The organism is Sanguibacter sp. Z1732 (genome assembly GCF_051020515.1).
Taxonomy (GTDB): Bacteria; Actinomycetota; Actinomycetes; order Actinomycetales; family Beutenbergiaceae; genus CALKWS01.
The window spans coordinates 1511924-1528191 of record NZ_CP194857.1; the positions used below are offsets into that span (position 1 = coordinate 1511924).

Sequence of the window (16268 nt, forward strand, 5' to 3'; positions counted from 1 at the left end):
CGGTACGATCGCTGATCGATGGCAGGATCGGATCATGACGACTGACGACGACGCCCGGGTACCACCGCTGCGGGCAGGTGTGATCGGCCTGGGCTGGGCGGGGCAGCAGCACGTGGCCGCCTACGCCGAGACCCCCGGTGTGAATCTGGTGGCCCTGGCCGCGCAGGAGGAGCACCTGCTCGCCGAGTACGGTGAAGCGCACCAGGTGCCGATCCGCACCACCGACTGGCGGGAACTCCTCGACGCCGACCTGGACGTGCTCAGCATCGCCACGCCCACCTTCCTGCACGCCCCGATGACCATCAGCGCGTTGCAGTCCGGGATCCACGTGCTGTGCGAGAAGCCGATGGCCGAGCACGCCGAGGCGGCCGAGCGGATGGTGCGGGCCGCCGAGCAGGCCGGGCGGGTGCTGGACGTAGCGTTCAACCACCGCCAGCGCGGTGAGGTGCAGGCGCTGAAACAGGTGATCGACTCCGGGGTGCTCGGGCGCATCTACTACGCCAAGACGGGGTGGTTGCGGCGCGCCGGGATCCCGGGACTGGGCACCTGGTTCACCAAGAACGAACGGGCCGGTGGTGGGGCGTTGATGGACATCGGCGTACACATGCTGGACATGACGTTGCACCTGATGGGTGAACCGGAGGTGATCACGGCCTCGGCGGCCACGCACGCCGAGTTCGGGCCGCTGGGGCGGGGCGGTTCCGGCTTCGGGGTGAGCGAACTGGAGGAGGGCAGCCCGTTCGAGGTGGAGGACTTGGCCACGGCGTTCCTGCGCCTGGACGGAGGGGCCACGTTACTGCTGGAATCCAGCTGGGCGCAGTGGATCCCGTATGACCAGTGCTACGTGATGCTCTACGGCTCCGAAGGCGGGGCCAGCATCGAGTGGGGTGGCACTGGGCGCGATCCCTACGAGCGGTTGAACGTGTGGACCGAGGTGTCCGGGGTGCCGGCCGAACTCGCCCCGCACGTGGGCCCGCATGGGCGCCACGCGGCGGCGGTGACCGGCTTCCTGGCCAAGGTCCGTTCCGGGGCGCACCGGCAGTACACCGGCCGGGACGCACTACACCGGGCCCGGGTGCTCGATGCCTGCTACGCCTCGGCCGGTACCGGCACCGAAGTGGGGCTGGGTAGCGCCGTGCCGGCAACCGCCGCGGCCTCGAGGACATCGCCTATCCAGGAGACCTGATGAGCACACCCACCCGACCCCTTCGCGTCACCGTCTGGGGGGAGAACCGGCACGAACGCACCGACGCCTCGGTGGCGAAGATCTACCCCGACGGCATGCACACCGTCGTGGCCCAAGCCGTCACCGAGCACGTGGGTGCGGGCGCACAGGTGCGCACCGCCACCCTGGATGAACCCGAGCACGGCTTGAGCGAGGAGGTACTGGCCGCCACCGACGTGCTCACCTGGTGGGGCCACGCCGCCCACGAGGAGGTCGCCGATGACGTGGTCGAGCGGGTGTACCAGCACGTGCTCTCCGGGATGGGCCTGGTGGCGCTGCACTCGGCCCACCACGCCAAGATCTTCCGCAAGCTCATGGGCACCACCGCCAACCTGCGCTGGCGCAGTGCCGACGACCAGGAACTGATCTGGACCGTCGACCCCACCCACCCGATCGCCGCGGGCCTGCCCCAGCCGGTGCGGGTACCCGCCGATGAGATGTACGGGGAGTACTTCGATGTGCCCACCCCGGATGAGTTGGTGTTCATCTCCAACTTCTCCGGCGGCGAGGTGTTCCGGTCCGGATGCTGCTGGCGTCGCGGGCACGGCCGGGTGTTCTACTTCCGCTCCGGCGATCAGGAGTACCCGGTGTACTACCAGGACGAGATCCGCCGGATCATCGCCAACGGGGTGGTCTGGGCGCGCCCGCGGGTGACCCGGGAACTACCGGCGGTGTTCCAGGCCGATCGTGCCTGACCGGCACCGCTCACCGGACCCGTACCGACTGCCCGACACGGGGCGCCCGCCGGACGCGTACAGCCTGCCCGGCCCTGACCGTCCACCGGCTCCGGTACCGGGGATCCCCGCCTACACCGGCCCTGGCCACGTGGACCCGGCGCGGCCGGCTCCGTTCGGTGGTGTGCTGCGCCCGCACCGGGGGCACCTGCTGACCGGCCTGCTCTCCTGGGTCGGTGCGGTGGCGATGATCGTGTTCTTTCACGTGACTGGCTGGGGCATCGTGACGACCGGAGGGCTCGGGGTCCTCGCGGCTGTGGCGCTGGTCCTGTTGGTGCTGTCCTGGCGGCGGGCCCGGTTCGAGGTCCACGGCCAGGAGGTGCACTACCACCCAGCACTGGGCCGGATGCGACGGTTCGGCCCCGCGAACGTCGCCGAGGTGGTCCAACTCAACCTTCGCCTACCCGGGAGCAAAGCCACCGAGTGGAGGACCGTGCTGGCCGGCCGGGACGGTCGGCGGCTGCTCACCATGGCCACCCCGATGTGGCCACCGGCCCACCTGGAATCGGTGCTGGCCCCGTTGGTGGGGGCCGGCGTTGCCCGCACGGTGATCGAGGAGCCGACGCGGGTCGCGGATCTGCGTCCCCGTTACGCCGCCATGCTGCCCTGGTCCCGGCGCCACACCGTGGCGTTCAGCCTGCTCCTCGTTCTCGCCGTGATCATCCTCCTGGCCATCTCGACCGCGGTGGGCTCCGGGTGAGATCCGCCAGGGGTACCCGGTGCGAACCAATTCACCGCGAATCAACTCATCGTGTCGGATCGGAGGCGCGCACCTTGGAGTTGTGCCGCACGTTGATGATCCCCAACGGCAGGAACATCACCAGGACCAGTACCACGGTCCACCCGATACCGGGCGCCACCAGGACCACTCCGAGGATCGCCAGCCCCGCCCCGGCGCCACGCATGACCATCGCCCCGATCGGCGACACCGGCGGCCTGCCCCACCCGGAGGGCAACTCATCGTTCGGGTTGGCCCTGGTGAGCCACAAGGTGGAGCCCGCGAGCAACGCAGTGGCCAGGACCATCACGAAGACGCCGAAAGTTGTGGCATCGATCCCGAGGACAGTCATGCCGAGGAGGTTCACCGCTCCAGCCTGGCACAGCGAGCGCCGTCAGGTCCCGGTGGCGGTAGGCCAGGTGCGGCGCCGCTGCTCCCACTCCTCGCGCAGGAGTCCCATGACCACCGAATCGTGCACGCCACCGGCCCACCGGCGGGCCTGGCGCAACCGTGCCTCCTCGACGAAACCCAGGGTGAGGCCGATGGCGATCATGCCGGGGTTGCCCGAGTAGGTGGCGAAGTCCAACCGGAGCGCGTCGGTGCTGTCGAACAGGTAGGAGGTCCACAGCGCCATCGCCTCGGTGCCCAGACCCCGGCCCCAGAACTCCTCGTCCTGGATGACGATGCCCATCCGGCGCCAGTCGGTCTCCTGTGACTCCCAGTACCAGGTCACCGCTCCGATGAGCACCCCGCCGGCCTCGATGGCCAACATGGTGCGTGGGGTGGGCAGGCCGGTGCGCGGGGTTGCGGCCAGGGCGGAGAACCGGCGTAACTCCTCCTGGGTCTGTGCCCTCGTCGGTGTGCCGAAGTAGGGGCCGTTCGTGGCGTGCCAGGGCCGGGCGGGATCGAGCAGATCCGCCAGCCGGGGCAGATCTGCGGGCCGCCAATCCCGCAACTGCAGGCGTGGGCCCTGGATCGGGGGTGTGGGTGAGGCTGCGGGCACAGCGTTGAGGCTAGATCAGCCGGGTGGCACCCATCCAGGGGATCGCGGTGGAGTGCCGCACCGGTGCTCCGCCGCCGGTGGTGACCGGACCGGCGGCCCGTCGCCGCGTCCGGGCGGGTGGCCCCACGCCCGGCCGGGTAGCGTGACCACATGCCCAGGACCCTGACCGAAGCGGCCCACGATGTGGTCGCCGAGGTCCAGCGGAATCCGGTCCGCGCCCTGGACGGGTTCTCTTCTTCCTGGCGGCCGTCGCGGCGGCGTGGCTGGCGTTCCTGCTCCTGCACCAGTTCATCACCGACGGGTGGCGCCACCTGTGGACGTTCATCCCGTTCTGGCTGCTCATCACCTACTTCCTGTTGCCCCGGGTGCACCGGCTGCTGACCCGGTTGTACGTGCCGGACTATTTCATCGGCCGCTCCCGCACCCGGGAGGGCCTGCTGGGGGACCCGATCAACGTCGGTCTGCGCGGCACCGAGGAGCAGATCCACCAGGCGATGATCAACGCCGGCTGGCACCGCGCGGATGAGTTGAACCTGCGCAGCGGCCTGGGCATCGTCACCGCGACGCTGCTGCGCCGCTCCTACCCCGACGCACCGGTGAGCCCGCTGTACCTGTTCGGGCGCCGGATGGCCTTCACCTACCAGCAGGAGGTGGAGGGCAACCCGAAGAAGCGTCACCACGTTCGGTTCTGGCCCTGCCCGCCGGGATGGCGCCTGCCCGGCGGACGCACAAGGTGGACTGGCTGGCCGCCGGCACCTATGACACCGCGGTCGGCCTGAATTGGTTCACCCTGCAGGTCACCCACCGCATCGACGCCGAGGTGGACGCCGAACGCGACCACATCCTGGCCACCCTGACCGCCCCGGAGGCGGGGAACGCCGGGGTCGGCGTGCGCTGGCTGCGCAACTTCTCCTCCGGGTACCACCACCGCAACGGGGGTGGGGACCGGATCCGCACCGACGGGGACCTGCCGATCGTGGACCTGCGCGACAGCGCGGACCCGAGCCCGCAGATGCGGGCTCGTATCGCCGCCGAGCAGAAGGAGGCGATGTCTCCGCGCGCGGTGCCGCTGACGGTCGCGTTCGTCCTGGCCACGATCGCGGCGCGGGTGGCGGTCGGGGTGTGGTCACTGGTGCAGGCGATGCGGACCGGCGAGGCCGAGGTGATCTACCAGGACGTCCTCGCCCCGCTGCTGCCGTGGGACTGGACGACCCGTAACGTGCTCTGGTGGTGGGAGCCTTCCTGCTGGCCTACCTGGTGCTGGGAGTCCTCGTGGCGCTGCGGCACAACTGGGCGCGCATCGTGGTGCTGGTGATGAGCGCGGCCAGCGTGATCGGGTGGGCCACGCTGTGGCTGACCGGTGCGCCCGAGCAGGCGCTCGCGCTGAACCTGTTCGGTAATGCCGTGGAGATCCTGGTGCTGATCACTCTGTCCGGCAGCACCGCCCGGGTCTACACCCTGGGTTCGCGGCGCAAGCAAGGTGAACCCGCGCTCACCTGAGCGCCCGCGTCAGCGCGAACCGTTGCCGACGGCGTAGCGCAACCGGACCACCCCGTTGCCGAACCGGCGCTGCTCCAGGAGCCGCAGATCCAGTCGCTGGCGGGGCAGGAAGGCCAGGCCACCGCCGAGGCTGACCGGGCAGATGTACATGCTGATCTCATCAACCAGGCCGTGCTCCAGCCCGGCCGAAGCCAGGGTGGGGCCGTCGATGGTCAGATCCGCCGAACTGGACTCCTTCAGTGTCCGGACCTGCTCCGGGTCGAAGACGCCGTGCACCCGGGTTCGTTCAGTGACCGGCTGGGTCAGCGAGGTGGAGTAGACGACCTTGTCCGCCTGCTGCCAGAGGCGGGCGAAGTCCTCCGACGCCGGCGAGTCTGCGGTGAGGGAGGGGTCATTCTCCCAGACCGCCATCAACTCGTACATGCGCCGTCCGTACAGGTACGTGCCGACCCGGGCGATGTCGTCGTTGAGGGCGGCCAGCACCTCCTCATCGGGCTGGGCCCACGAACCGAAGTCACCGTCGGCGTCGGCGACGTAGCCGTCCAGGGAGGTGATCATCGAGTAGATCAGTTGTGCCATCGGAGGTCCTCCCTGTGCGCTCTGATTGCGATATGCAACCGGTGAGAATCTATCGTAATCTGACTGCGTGACGCAATCGGAAATCGGGACCGGAACCGGCGACGTGCTTCCCGTGCCCGCCGGCCGCTCCGGCTGCCCGATCAACATGACCACAGAACTGCTGGGCGACAAGTGGTCGATGGTGGTGCTTCGCGACATCATCTTCAGCGGCAACCGCCGGTTCCGGGAGTTGCTGACCAACTCGGTGGAGGGCATCGCCTCGAACATCCTGGCCGCGCGCCTGAGCAAACTCACCGAGGCCGGCCTGCTCACCCGGCACGACGACCCGAGCCATCGGCAGAAGGTGGACTACCGCCTCACCGAGGCCGCGATCCAATTGGTCCCGCTGATCGCCCACATGGGGGCCTGGAGCGCGCGCTGGCTGCCCACCACCCCGGAGTTGTCCATCCGCGCGCAGTTGCTCGCCGAGGGCGGTCCCCCGATGTGGGGGCGCTTCATGGACGAACTACGCGGTTCCCATCTGCACGGAACAGCGATGCCCGACGACGGCGTGCTGGGGGAGTTGACCCGTGCCTATGCCCGGGTGCGGGCTGCTTCGGCCGGTCCGAGCGGCAACTGAGCTCCGGGATGTCGAGAGGTGCCTGAGGGGGCTGAGGCGCACCCGAGCCGGCTCAACCGAACAGGAAGTAGGCCAGCAGCACCAGAACCGCCAGGCTGAATATCCCGGACAGAACCCCGGGCAGCACCGACGGCTTCGCCGGCGCAGCGTCCTGCGGGGAATCAGCCTCTCGGGGGGCGGTGTCGCCGGCGGTGGTGTCGTCGTCGCTCGCGGTCTCACTGCTGCCCCGCCCCGCAGCGCTGTTGGAGGCAGCGATGCCGGGTTGCTCGGCACTGGATTCGCTGTCCCCGGTAGCGCCGACAGCGGCCGGCGCGCTCCCGGCCGGGTCGGGAGCGTCATCGTCGGGTGTACCGACGGCACCGGGGCTGTCGGCGCTACCCACGGCCGGACCGTCGGTGCCGCGAGCAGTTCCCACCGGAGCGGATTCGCGCAGCAGAGCCGATCCGCGCCACGGCTCGTGGGGGTCCAGTTCGAAGCCGGGTAGTGCCGCGGCGAGGGCGTCGGCAGCCTCCTGGGACAGGCGGATCCCGTCCACCACCGCACCGAAGTGGCCGGGCTCGGTCAGCGGCACCGCGACCACGCCGGCGTTGGCGTCCTCGTCCCCGCGATCGCCGGTGCGGCCGGGTTCCGCCCCGGAGTCCACGTCGGCCACCACCACGGTGACATTGTCCCGGGTGGAGGCGCGCAGCGCGGCGTCGATGAGCGCCTCCACCGCCTCGCTGCGCGCCTCGGTGGCCAGGGCCCGGCCGATCTGTTCGGCGGAGAGATAGTCCGAGAGCCCGTCGCTGCACAGCAGCAGCCGGTCCCCGGGTTCCAGGCTCACCTCGATCAGGTCCAGGTCCGGACCGGGGGAGTGGTCGTCGAGCGACTTCAACAGCATCGCCCGGTAGGGGTGGGTGCGGGCCTTGTCCGGGCTCAGCTGACCCTGCTCGACCAGTCGCTGCACGTGGGTGTGATCGGTGGTGATCTGGTACATCGAGCCATCGCGGAGCACGTACACCCGCGAGTCGCCGATGTGGCCGATCAGCACCCTGGATCCATCGGTGACCACCGCGATCAGGGTGGTCCCCAGCGACTCCAGCATCGGGTCTGCGTCGGACATCGCCACCAGTGCCCGGCGAGCCCGGCGGCCGGCCTCGAGCACCGCGGTGTCCAGGTCCGCTCGCGGGCCGTGGTCCACCTCACTGAACACGCGCACCGCCAGCACCGAGGCGATCTCCCCGGCGGCGTGCCCGCCCATGCCGTCGGCGAGGATCAGCAACTGGTCGGAGACGACGGCGGAGTCCTCGTTGTTCATCCGCACGGTGCCCAGGTGAGTGCCGGCCGCAGCACGGAACCTCACCGTCATGTGCACCGCCTCGCCGGTCGTGTCGGTCCGCCTTCGCCGGCGGGTCGCCATTCTGTGACCACCCTATCGTTGCCGCGGGCCCGGTAGGTGCAGCGCAGGTCACTCACGCTTACAGATCCTCCTTGCGCTGCAGGTACCGCCAGGCCGCCCAGCCCAGCGGAACCCGCAGCCAGAAGGTGAGAGACCCGGAACAGCACCGCGGCCGAAGCGGCCGCCGCCGTGGCCAGGCCCACCGTGCGCAGACCGGCGGACAGGGCCAACTCCACCGTTCCCATCCCGCCCGGGGTGGGGGCGGCCGAACCGATCGTGTTCCCGGTCAGGTACACGATCGTCAAGGTGGTGATCGGAACCGACTGGCCCAGCGCGATCAGGGTGGCCACGAACGCAGCCAGGAAGCCTGCGGTGACCAGGAGTCCGCCCGCCAAGCCCAGCACCAGCCGCTGCGGCTGCCCGATCACCCACACCAGCCGGGGCCAGATCTGCCGCCAGGTGGGGAGCACCCGGCGTGCCAACCATGCCCTGACCCGCGGCACCAGCAGCACGGTCCCGGCCACTGCGGCCACCACGGCCAGGGTGATCACCACCACCAGGGAGGGCAGTTGCCGCAGCGGCCCAGCGGTGCCCAGGGCCAGAGCCAGGACCACCAGCAGCAGCACTGTGGTGACGAACTGGGCCAGCTGCACCAGCCCCACCGTGGCCAGGGCCAACGAGGTACGAACCCCGCGGCGCTGCATGAACCTCACGCTCAGCGCAGCCGGACCCAGACCGGCCGGCGTGACCAAGGTCAGCACCGAGGCGGCCACCTGGACCAAAATGGTGCGCCACAGGCCCAGGCGCTCCGGGCAGAACGCCACCAGCGCCAGCGCGCCACCCAGGTAACTGACCAGGCCCAGGCCGAACGCGATGAGCATCCACGCCGGGTTGGCCCCGGCCACCACCTCGCGGACCTGGTCGAAGTTCAGGGTGGTCACCAGGATCCACAGCGCCACCACCAGGACGGTGAGCGTCACCACGGTGCGGGCCGAGAAGCGGTTCAGCCGGATCGGTTCGGCCCCCGCCCCCTCGGGCAGGTAGGACAGCAGCGCAGCGCGTAGGGCGTCCATGGTGGGCTTGTCCGAACGCGCAGCGGTGCGGGTGATCGGCGGGAAGGCCACCGGCTGCAGCAACGGGGCCAGTTCGGCCGTTCCTCGGCGCTCAGCACCTGTCGCGCACCCTCGATGGCGGTGGTGACGTCGGTGTGCAGGGCGAACGCGGTGAGCAACTGGGCCCGGTCCACTCGCTGGGCCAGTGCAGAGGCAGCGATCTCGCCCTGCTCCCACTCGGTCAGCCACACCTGACCCGCATCATCCTCGCTGGTCCCGATCAGCACGGTCTCCACCGAGAGGTTGCGGTGGGCGATCCCGGCATGGTGGGCGGTGGCCAGCTGCTCCCAGGCGCGCGCCATCTCCTCCCGGGTGAGGGAGCCGGGGGACAGGTCGTGGGCGCTGCGGGCACCACTGATGTGCTCACCCACCAGCAGCGTGGACTCCGCGGCCTTGGCGATACCGCGCAGTTTCGGACTCCGCACGCCGGCGGCGGTCGCGGCGTAGTGCATCAACGCGGCGCGCTCGGTGGCCTGGCGCAGCGAGACCGCGGTACGCCGCGCCAGCCCGCGCAGGCGCAGGGCGGTCCAGACCGAGGCGAGCATGCCGATCACCTGGCGGTCGTCGTCGAGCACCACCACGTCCCATCGGGTGCCGTCCACCGCGATGACGGCGTAAACCCGGTTGCGCCCATCCCGTTCGGTGGCCACCGTCGCCGCCGCCGGAACCGGCTGTCCGGCACGGAACCGGGACAGCATGCGGGCGCGCTGACTGCGGCCCGGTGGCACCTCCCCGGGCGTGGCGGGGTCCGCGCGGACGGAAGCCTGCGCGCGCACCGGGCTGGCGACCGACCGGCCCCTGTCGTCGATCATGACCGTCTGAGGCTGCAGGTCGGGATGCTGCGCGTTGTCCCCGAGCCGTACCAGCGCCAGCGGCTCGATCCCGGTGCGCCGGACTCCCTGCACCAGGTCGGCGCCGTGGGCGCGGTCGCTGCGTACCCCGGATCCGTACCGCATGGCCATGCCGGCGATCCGGCCCAGCAGAACCGTGACGATCGCCCCGACCAGGGTGGTGTCACCGGTGATCACCGAGATACCCAGGGCGATCCACAGCAGGTTCCACGAGAGGCCGACCACGGGCAACCGCCCGCGGCGCCCGACGGCGGTGAGCAGCCCGGCCAGGGCGGTCACCGTGGGCGTGATGGTGATGATCCACTCCCCGCCACGCCAGCGCAGTAGCGCCCGGGCAGCATCGGTGCCGGCGGCGAACTCGTTGACCGCCCACATCGCCGCGATCGCCAGCAGGTAGGCGGCCGCCGAGGCCACGACGGCCTCACCGACGCCCCGCAGGTTGCGGCGCAGCACCTGGGTGACGATCACCATCACTGGCAGCACCAGGATCAGGAAACCCTCGATCACCGTGACCGGGACCAGTAACAGGCTACGGACCGTCTGGGCCAGGGCGGACTGGACGTCCTGGGTGACTCCGGCGGTGGTGGAGTGGGCGTAGACCGACAGGATGAGGACCACGGCGATGCCGATCGCGGAGGCGATCAGGTGCAGCAGGTCGGCCGGTCGGCGCACCCGCTCGCTGGGCAGGTCCAGTACCTGCACGGTACGCGGGCCCTGGCCGGGTGGCTGCTCGCCGGGCTCACCGGCGACCTCGCGGTGCTCGGTCTGTTCATCCGGTTCCGTCGAGGCACCCTCCGCCGTCAGGCTCGCCGCCACACCGGCCGAGGCGGCTGAGTCCGCCGCACCGGATCCGTGGTCCGCGGCGTCTGCGGCCCCGAGGCCGGCGGAGGGCCCTGCCGACCGGTGCCACTCGTCGTCATCCTCCGGGCCACCGGGCGCGTCGGTGCCATCGGCCTGCGCCGCCCTCGCGGGGCGAAAGCCCTCCCGGGCTTCGACAGGCCCGGGCCGGCGGGGTGAACTCATGGTGTCGATAGTAGGAGGTGGGTCTATCGCATTGTGGCTGCTCAGCCCACACCCAGGGTGTCCAGCCATTGTGCGGGTAGGTAGGCATACCCCACGAAGGCCACCACATCCAGCAGCGTGTGGGCGATCACCAGCGGCATCACCCGCCGCCTGCGCAGGTAGAACGGTGAAGATCAGGCCCATGATCGCGTTGCCCACGAACGGGCCCCAGCCCTGATACAGGTGGTATCCGGCCCGGATCAACGCCGAGGTGACCAGCACCGCCCAGACCCGCCAGCCCAGTTCCTCCAGCCGTTCCACGAGGTAACCCACCACCAGCACCTCCTCCAGCAGTCCGTTCTTGAGCGCGGCGAGGATGAGCACCGGGATGGTCCACCAGTACTCCGCCAGGGCCGAGGCCTGTACGGCCACTGTGACACCCAGCGCACGCCCGGCAACGTACAGGCCCAGGCCGGGGATGCCGATGAGTGCGCCCAGGCCCAGGCCCCAGGCCACGTCCTTACCCGGTTCACGCAGGTCGAGTCCGATGCGGCGCACCGCGCTACGCCCGTGGGCGCTGAGGAGGTACAGCGCCAGCGCGACGGGTACCAGGGCGAAGGTCAGGGAGAGCATCTGGTAGGTCAGGTCCAGATAAGGCCGCACCGACTGGGAGGGGTTCAGCGTGGCGGTCTGCTCCCCCAGCGGCCCACGGCTCACCCGGTCGATGATGTTGACCACCGCGTACACCGCCGAGCGTCCCAGCGACAGTCCCATCACGATCCACACCTCGAGGCCGAGCCGGCGCCGCTGGGTGACTGGTGTGCTCATGGGGTCGTTATAGCGCATCGATGAGAGGGGCCCGTGCGCGAGCGGCGGCTCCGCCGTGATCGCAGAGCGGGGGTGCCCGGGCTTCGGGTGCGGGTGCTCGATGCCCGGACCTGCCGGTGGTGCCGGTGCGTGCGACGATGGCGGGATGAAATCGCCGGTATCAGATTACTTGGACGAGGTACTGAACGAGTGTGCCGATATCGCCGTCGGGCACGTGGCCGACTACATCCCGCAACTGTCGGAAGTGGATCCGTCGCTGTATGCGTTGGCGGTGTGCACGGTGGACGGGCATCTCTACCACGTGGGCGATGCCGGGACGGAGTTCACGATGCAGTCGATCGCCAAGCCGTTCACCTATGCGTTGGCGTTGCACGACCAGGGCTTGGAGGGGGTCCTGGAGAAGGTGGACGTGGAGCCGAGCGGGGAGGCCTACAACGAGATCTCCCTGGAGCCGGACTCCGGCCGCCCCCGCAACCCGATGATCAATGCCGGAGCGCTGGCCACCTACGCGCTGGTGCACGGCTCCGATGCTGCGCACCGCCGGCAGCGGGTCCTGGACTTCTACAGCGCCGTGGCCGGGCGGGACCTGGAACTGAACGGGGACGTGCTGGACTCCGAACTGAAGACCGCCTTCCGCAACCGGGCCATCGCCTACCTGCTGCGCAATGCCGAGATCATCGGTGGCGACCCCGGTGAGGTGGTCGACGGCTACAGCGCCCAGTGCTCGGTCTCGGTGACCGTGGACGATCTGGCGGTGATGGCCGCGACCCTGGCCAACGGAGGGGTGAACCCCGTGACGCACGCACACGTGGTCGAGCCCGGGGCGGCGCGCCAGACGCTGAGCGTGATGCTCACCTGCGGCATGTACGACTCCGCCGGCGACTGGGTCACCTCGGTGGGCATCCCGGCCAAGAGCGGGGTCTCGGGGGCGATCCTGGGCGTGCTACCGGGCCAGGTGGGCATCGCGGTGTACTCCCCGCCGCTGGACAAGCACGGGAACAGCGTGCGCGGCGTGGTCACCTTCGAACGACTCTCCGCGGACATGGGACTGCACATCATGTCCGGACCCAAGGCCACCTCGGGGGTGATGTCGGAGGCCTACGTGGCCGACCTCGCCGATGGGGCGGGCCAGGTGAGCGTGTATGAGATCCAGGGCGACATCCGCTTTGCCGGGGCGGAACTGATCGCGCGGGAGTTCATCGACAATCCGCCGCAGACGTCCCGGGTGATGATCGACGTGTCCCGGGCCGGGGGGTTCGACGACGTCGCACGCCGGATCGTCCGGGAGGTGCTCCGGCGCCTGATGAGCCAGCAGGACAGGGACGTGTACCTGGTGGACCCGGATGAGTACCTGGGCGCCTACTCCGAGGAGGAACCGGGTGATGGTGCCGACGTGCCGGAGATGCTGGCGGAGGCCGGCGATCTGATCAACGAGTGAACCTCCGGCGATACCGTACGGACGGGTCCCTCAGGACCGCACCATGCGGGCGATCGCGGCGGTGGCCTCAGCCACCTTCTCCTTGCCCTCTTCGGGGGATGAGCGCGCGGCGTCGACCACGCAGTGCTCCATGTGGTCCTCCAGCAGGCCAAGACCCACCGCCTGCAGCGCCCTGGTCACCGCGGAGATCTGGGTCAGCACGTCGATGCAGTACGTGTCGGACTCCACCATCCGGGCGATCCCGCGGACCTGGCCCTCGACCCGGCGCAACCGCCTGAGGTAGGCGTCCTTCTCCGCGTCATACCCGTGCGGGGCCGTGGGTTCGGCTGCGGCGCCTGCGTTCGAGGTCTCGACAGTGTGAGTCATAACGCACATCCCTCCAGGTCAGCGCAATGCGTATACCCCCACAGGGTACCACGCGTGATCCTCGCCACGCCTCCGGCTACGGAAAGGTCACGATCGGTCCACCGGCGGTCTCAATCCGGTATCAGGCCGCTCCGTCCTCGCGGAATGCGCTTAACGTACCGTGCATGTGCCCACCGCTGACGCCGCTACGACGAGTGGTCGTGACGACCCTCGTCACGATGCTGCTGGCGGCGCTGCTGGTCCTGGTGCCGGGTGCGGCGCGGGCATGTGCGTGCGGGGCGTTCGTGAGCGCCGAGGACGCCGAGGTGCAGGTGCAGCGCGAGGTCGCCGCGATCAGTTGGGACGGCCAGACCGAACGGATCGTGATGTCGCTGTCGGCGCTGTCGAACTCGGGTGAGGCCGCGCTGCTGGTGCCAACCCCGGCCCCCGCGCAGGTGGCACTGGCCGAGGAAGGGCTCTTCGAGGCGCTGGAGGAGGTCATCGCCCCGGAGGTGGAGGTGAGTTACTACTGGTGGCCGCGCTCGGATGAGGGCGATGGCAGTCCGACGTCCGGCTCCGACGTGGCGGTGCTGGAGCAGGTGGATCTGGGCCCGGTGGAGGCCAGCGTGCTCAGTGCCTCCGATCCCGACGAACTGGCCCGGTGGCTGGCCGAGCACGAGTACGTCATGGACGACGCTCTCGCCGCCGCGGTGGCACCGTACGTGAGTGAGGGCTGGTACTACGTGGCGGTGCGGATGACGGCGGATCAGAGCCTCTCCGGGCAACTGCCTCCGCTGGACATCACCTTCGACTCCTCCTCGGTGGTCTATCCGATGCGGATGTCCGCCGCAGCAACCACCCCCCAGCACGTGCGCACCTACGTCTTCGCCGACCAGCGCATGACACGCGCCGACGCCAGCGCCCAGAGCACCACCGTGAACCTGCGCTTCGCCGGCTCCCCGGACCCGGCCGCCGTGACCAACGGCACCCTGTCCGAACTGCTCGAGGCCGGACCGTACCTGACCGTGGTGGACCAGTCGTTCTACTCCCCGGGCGCGCAGGTGGTCTCCGACTTCGTGTTCGAGCGCTCCAGCAACGGGGGCGACCACCGGGAGGTGGTGGTCGAGGAGCGGCTGCTGCTCATCGCCGGGCTGCCCGCCGGGCCACTCGCCCTCGGTGCCGGGCTGTTCGTGCTGGTTGTGGGGGGCTTGGGCCTGGTGTGGTGGCGACGACGCTCCGCCAGCCCCGTCCCGCAGCGGGCATCGACCTGCCCTACCGAGACCCCCGCCCCCGTCGAGACCTGACCGGCGGCCCCGTCCGGTCCTGCTGGGTCCGCCTGGCCCTGCTGGGCCCGTGCGGAGCAACTGAGCGCCCGCTCCAGGTGTGCGACAACTGCGCACTCATTCCAGGTGCGCGACCAGTTGCGCGGCCAGACCGGTGTAGGTGGCGGGGGTGAGGTCCAGCAACCGGGACCGGACCTCCTCGGGCAGACCGAGGTCGGCGATGAAGGCCCGCATCGCCCCACCGTCCACCCGCCGACCCCGCGTCAGTTCCTTCAGGCGCTCGTACGGGTCGGCCATGCCCTGGGCACCGGCCACCGAGGCGGCCCGCATCGCCGACTGCACCGCCTCGCCAAGCACCTCCCAGTTGCCGTCCAGGTCCTGCGCCATGGCCTCGGCCGATACGTCCAACCCGGCCAGGCCGCGGCGCACGTTGTCCAGCGCGAGCACCGAGTGCCCCAGCCCCACCCCGATGTTGCGCTGGGTAGTGGAATCGGTCAGGTCCCGCTGCAGCCGGGAGGTGACCAGGGTCGCAGACAGGGTGTCCAACAGCGCGCAAGAGACTTCCAGGTTCGCTTCGGCGTTCTCGAACCGGATCGGGTTCACCTTGTGCGGCATCGTGGAGGATCCGGTGGAGCCCTGGGCGGAGAGGCGCTGGGTGAAGTAGCCCAGCGAGATGTACGTCCAGACGTCGGTGGCCAGGTTGTGCAGGACCCGGTTGAACCGGGCGATGTCGCCATAGAGTTCGGCCTGCCAGTCGTGGCTTTCGATCTGTGTCGTCAGCGGGTTCCAGGTCAGGCCCAGGTGCTCCACGAACGTCTTAGCCACCTGCTCCCAGTCGGTCTGAGGCACCGAGATGACGTGGGCGCCGTAGGTGCCGGTGGCGCCGTTGATCTTGCCCAGGTACTGCGCGGAGTCCACGCGGCGCAGTTGGCGGCGCAACCGGTGGGCCAGCACGGCCAGCTCCTTCCCGAGGGTCACCGGGGTGGCGGCCTGTCCATGGGTGCGGGCCAGCATCGGCACCTCGGCGTGCTCACGGGCCATCTGCGCAAGGTCGTCGGTCACCTGGCGCGCGGCGGGCAGCCACACCGCCCTGATCGCGCTGCGCACGGTGAGGGCATAGGCGAGGTTGTTGATGTCCTCGCTGGTGCAGAAGATGTGCACGATCTCGCTGGTGTCCGGGAGAACCGTCTCCGGTCCCAGGTGCTCCGGGGAGGCGGCCAGGCGCCGCTTGAGGAAGTACTCCACCGCCTTGACATCGTGACGGGTCTCGGCCTCGATGCCGGCCAGCTCGGCGATCTCCGCAGCGCCGAAGCCGGCCGGGATGGCACGCAGGTAGTCCACTTCGGCCGTGCTCAGGCGCGGTGCCCCCGGTAGGGCCCCGACGCTGCTCAGGTGGATCAACCACTCCACCTCCACGTGCACCCTGGCCCGGTTCAGTGCGGCTTCGGACAGGTGGTCCACCAACGGGGCGGCGGCGGCACGGTAGCGTCCGTCCAGGGGTCCGAGGGCGATCGAGGGTTCCAGGTCGGCCAGTCGCACGGAGAAGTCCATGGGACACATCTTCCCAGAGGCGGTGCACGGCGGTGGACCGGCGTGGCGAGGCCGACCACATGGTCGGCCGGCCGGGAGCATGTCCGGGGGCGCGGGCGGCTG

At 70.1% G+C, this 16268-nt stretch carries 17 protein-coding genes and 1 pseudogene; 9 read left to right on the forward strand and 9 right to left on the reverse strand.

The window, feature by feature from the left end; genetic code table 11:
- The first annotated feature begins 34 nt into the window (after nt 1-34).
- The 3 genes from ACRRRO_RS08090 to ACRRRO_RS08100 all read left to right on the forward strand — a co-directional run bounded on the left by ACRRRO_RS08090 (nt 35) and on the right by ACRRRO_RS08100 (nt 2659).
- The gene (locus tag ACRRRO_RS08090; protein ID WP_424795509.1) at nt 35-1186 is read left to right on the forward strand and encodes a Gfo/Idh/MocA family protein; all 1152 of its coding nucleotides are present in this window, start codon (nt 35-37) and stop codon (nt 1184-1186) included.
- On the forward strand, nt 1186-1920 hold the full coding sequence (locus tag ACRRRO_RS08095; protein WP_424795508.1) for a ThuA domain-containing protein: 735 nt from the start codon (nt 1186-1188) through the stop codon (nt 1918-1920). Before ACRRRO_RS08090 ends, ACRRRO_RS08095 begins: the two co-directional genes overlap by 1 nt.
- A 130-nt stretch (nt 1921-2050) precedes the next feature.
- Nucleotides 2051-2659, forward strand: coding sequence for a hypothetical protein (locus tag ACRRRO_RS08100; protein WP_424788768.1), 609 nt, complete (start codon nt 2051-2053; stop codon nt 2657-2659).
- 46 nt (nt 2660-2705) lie between these two features.
- Here ACRRRO_RS08100 and ACRRRO_RS08105 read toward each other — a convergent pair whose 3' ends face one another.
- Nucleotides 2706-3029 carry a hypothetical protein gene (locus ACRRRO_RS08105; protein ID WP_424795507.1) on the reverse strand — a complete coding sequence of 108 codons (324 nt, stop codon included), beginning with the start codon at nt 3027-3029 and terminating at the stop codon, nt 2706-2708.
- Nucleotides 3030-3071: 42 nt separating this feature from the next.
- A complete protein-coding gene (locus ACRRRO_RS08110; protein WP_424795506.1) occupies nt 3072-3680 on the reverse strand; it encodes a GNAT family N-acetyltransferase in 609 nt (202 codons plus the stop codon).
- Nucleotides 3681-4045: 365 nt separating this feature from the next.
- Between ACRRRO_RS08110 and ACRRRO_RS08115 the strand changes: the two genes are divergently transcribed.
- The 3 genes from ACRRRO_RS08115 to ACRRRO_RS08125 are packed head-to-tail and all read left to right on the forward strand — an operon-like array spanning nt 4046 to nt 5180.
- Nucleotides 4046-4459: an LssY C-terminal domain-containing protein gene (locus tag ACRRRO_RS08115; protein WP_434081362.1), complete on the forward strand. Its 414-nt coding sequence runs from the start codon at nt 4046-4048 to the stop codon at nt 4457-4459.
- Nucleotides 4414-4995, forward strand: a complete 582-nt coding sequence (locus ACRRRO_RS08120; protein WP_434081363.1) for an LssY C-terminal domain-containing protein — start codon at nt 4414-4416, stop codon at nt 4993-4995. Before ACRRRO_RS08115 ends, ACRRRO_RS08120 begins: the two co-directional genes overlap by 46 nt.
- Nucleotides 4995-5180 carry a hypothetical protein gene (locus ACRRRO_RS08125; protein WP_434081364.1) on the forward strand — a complete coding sequence of 62 codons (186 nt, stop codon included), beginning with the start codon at nt 4995-4997 and terminating at the stop codon, nt 5178-5180. Before ACRRRO_RS08120 ends, ACRRRO_RS08125 begins: the two co-directional genes overlap by 1 nt.
- A 9-nt stretch (nt 5181-5189) precedes the next feature.
- Here ACRRRO_RS08125 and ACRRRO_RS08130 read toward each other — a convergent pair whose 3' ends face one another.
- Nucleotides 5190-5759, reverse strand: a complete 570-nt coding sequence (locus tag ACRRRO_RS08130) for a dihydrofolate reductase family protein (RefSeq protein ID WP_424795504.1) — start codon at nt 5757-5759, stop codon at nt 5190-5192.
- A 67-nt stretch (nt 5760-5826) separates the two neighbouring features.
- Here ACRRRO_RS08130 and ACRRRO_RS08135 point away from each other — a divergent pair, with 67 nt between their 5' ends.
- Complete coding sequence (locus ACRRRO_RS08135) at nt 5827-6378, forward strand: winged helix-turn-helix transcriptional regulator (protein WP_424795503.1); 552 nt, start codon at nt 5827-5829, stop codon at nt 6376-6378.
- A gap of 52 nt (nt 6379-6430) precedes the next feature.
- On the opposite strand, the gene ACRRRO_RS08140 is transcribed toward ACRRRO_RS08135, so the two are convergent.
- The 4 genes and pseudogenes from ACRRRO_RS08140 to ACRRRO_RS08155 form a co-directional block, all read right to left on the reverse strand.
- Entirely contained in the window at nt 6431-7726 is a 1296-nt protein-coding gene (locus ACRRRO_RS08140; protein WP_424795502.1) for a protein phosphatase 2C domain-containing protein, read from the reverse strand.
- Nucleotides 7723-8829: a lysylphosphatidylglycerol synthase transmembrane domain-containing protein gene (locus tag ACRRRO_RS08145; RefSeq protein WP_434081365.1), complete on the reverse strand. Its 1107-nt coding sequence runs from the start codon at nt 8827-8829 to the stop codon at nt 7723-7725. Before ACRRRO_RS08145 ends, ACRRRO_RS08140 begins: the two co-directional genes overlap by 4 nt.
- On the reverse strand, nt 8760-10742 hold the full coding sequence (locus ACRRRO_RS08150) for a hypothetical protein (protein WP_434081366.1): 1983 nt from the start codon (nt 10740-10742) through the stop codon (nt 8760-8762). Before ACRRRO_RS08150 ends, ACRRRO_RS08145 begins: the two co-directional genes overlap by 70 nt.
- A 41-nt stretch (nt 10743-10783) precedes the next feature.
- Nucleotides 10784-11549: pseudogene (locus ACRRRO_RS08155) on the reverse strand (CPBP family intramembrane glutamic endopeptidase).
- A gap of 169 nt (nt 11550-11718) precedes the next feature.
- Here ACRRRO_RS08155 and glsA point away from each other — a divergent pair.
- Nucleotides 11719-12987 (forward strand): glutaminase A, encoded by a 1269-nt coding sequence (glsA, locus tag ACRRRO_RS08160; protein ID WP_434081367.1) that lies wholly within the window; start codon nt 11719-11721, stop codon nt 12985-12987.
- A gap of 30 nt (nt 12988-13017) precedes the next feature.
- Here glsA and ACRRRO_RS08165 read toward each other — a convergent pair whose 3' ends face one another.
- Nucleotides 13018-13353, reverse strand: coding sequence for a metal-sensitive transcriptional regulator (locus ACRRRO_RS08165; RefSeq protein WP_424788758.1), 336 nt, complete (start codon nt 13351-13353; stop codon nt 13018-13020).
- 200 nt (nt 13354-13553) lie between these two features.
- On the opposite strand from ACRRRO_RS08165, the gene ACRRRO_RS08170 reads away from it, so the two are divergent.
- Nucleotides 13554-14636, forward strand: coding sequence for a DUF2330 domain-containing protein (locus ACRRRO_RS08170; protein ID WP_424795499.1), 1083 nt, complete (start codon nt 13554-13556; stop codon nt 14634-14636).
- Nucleotides 14637-14732: 96 nt separating this feature from the next.
- Here the strand turns inward: ACRRRO_RS08170 and purB are convergent, their stop codons facing one another.
- Nucleotides 14733-16175 (reverse strand): adenylosuccinate lyase, encoded by a 1443-nt coding sequence (gene purB / locus ACRRRO_RS08175; RefSeq protein WP_424795498.1) that lies wholly within the window; start codon nt 16173-16175, stop codon nt 14733-14735.
- Between the last annotated feature and the right edge of the window lie 93 nt (nt 16176-16268).

Bases quoted from the DNA above. Each gene is read 5' to 3' on its own strand.
- ACRRRO_RS08105 (WP_424795507.1), bottom strand. From the start codon at position 3,029: ATGACTGTCCTCGGGATCGATGCCACAACTTTCGGCGTCTTCGTGATG.
- ACRRRO_RS08095 (WP_424795508.1), top strand. From the start codon at position 1,186: ATGAGCACACCCACCCGACCCCTTCGCGTCACCGTCTGGGGGGAGAAC.
- ACRRRO_RS08090 (WP_424795509.1), top strand. From the start codon at position 35: ATGACGACTGACGACGACGCCCGGGTACCACCGCTGCGGGCAGGTGTG.
- ACRRRO_RS08140 (WP_424795502.1), bottom strand. From the start codon at position 7,726: ATGACGGTGAGGTTCCGTGCTGCGGCCGGCACTCACCTGGGCACCGTG.
- ACRRRO_RS08125 (WP_434081364.1), top strand. From the start codon at position 4,995: ATGAGCGCGGCCAGCGTGATCGGGTGGGCCACGCTGTGGCTGACCGGT.
- ACRRRO_RS08145 (WP_434081365.1), bottom strand. From the start codon at position 8,829: ATGGACGCCCTACGCGCTGCGCTGCTGTCCTACCTGCCCGAGGGGGCG.
- ACRRRO_RS08165 (WP_424788758.1), bottom strand. From the start codon at position 13,353: ATGACTCACACTGTCGAGACCTCGAACGCAGGCGCCGCAGCCGAACCC.
- purB (WP_424795498.1), bottom strand. From the start codon at position 16,175: ATGTGTCCCATGGACTTCTCCGTGCGACTGGCCGACCTGGAACCCTCG.
- ACRRRO_RS08130 (WP_424795504.1), bottom strand. From the start codon at position 5,759: ATGGCACAACTGATCTACTCGATGATCACCTCCCTGGACGGCTACGTC.
- ACRRRO_RS08150 (WP_434081366.1), bottom strand. From the start codon at position 10,742: ATGAGTTCACCCCGCCGGCCCGGGCCTGTCGAAGCCCGGGAGGGCTTT.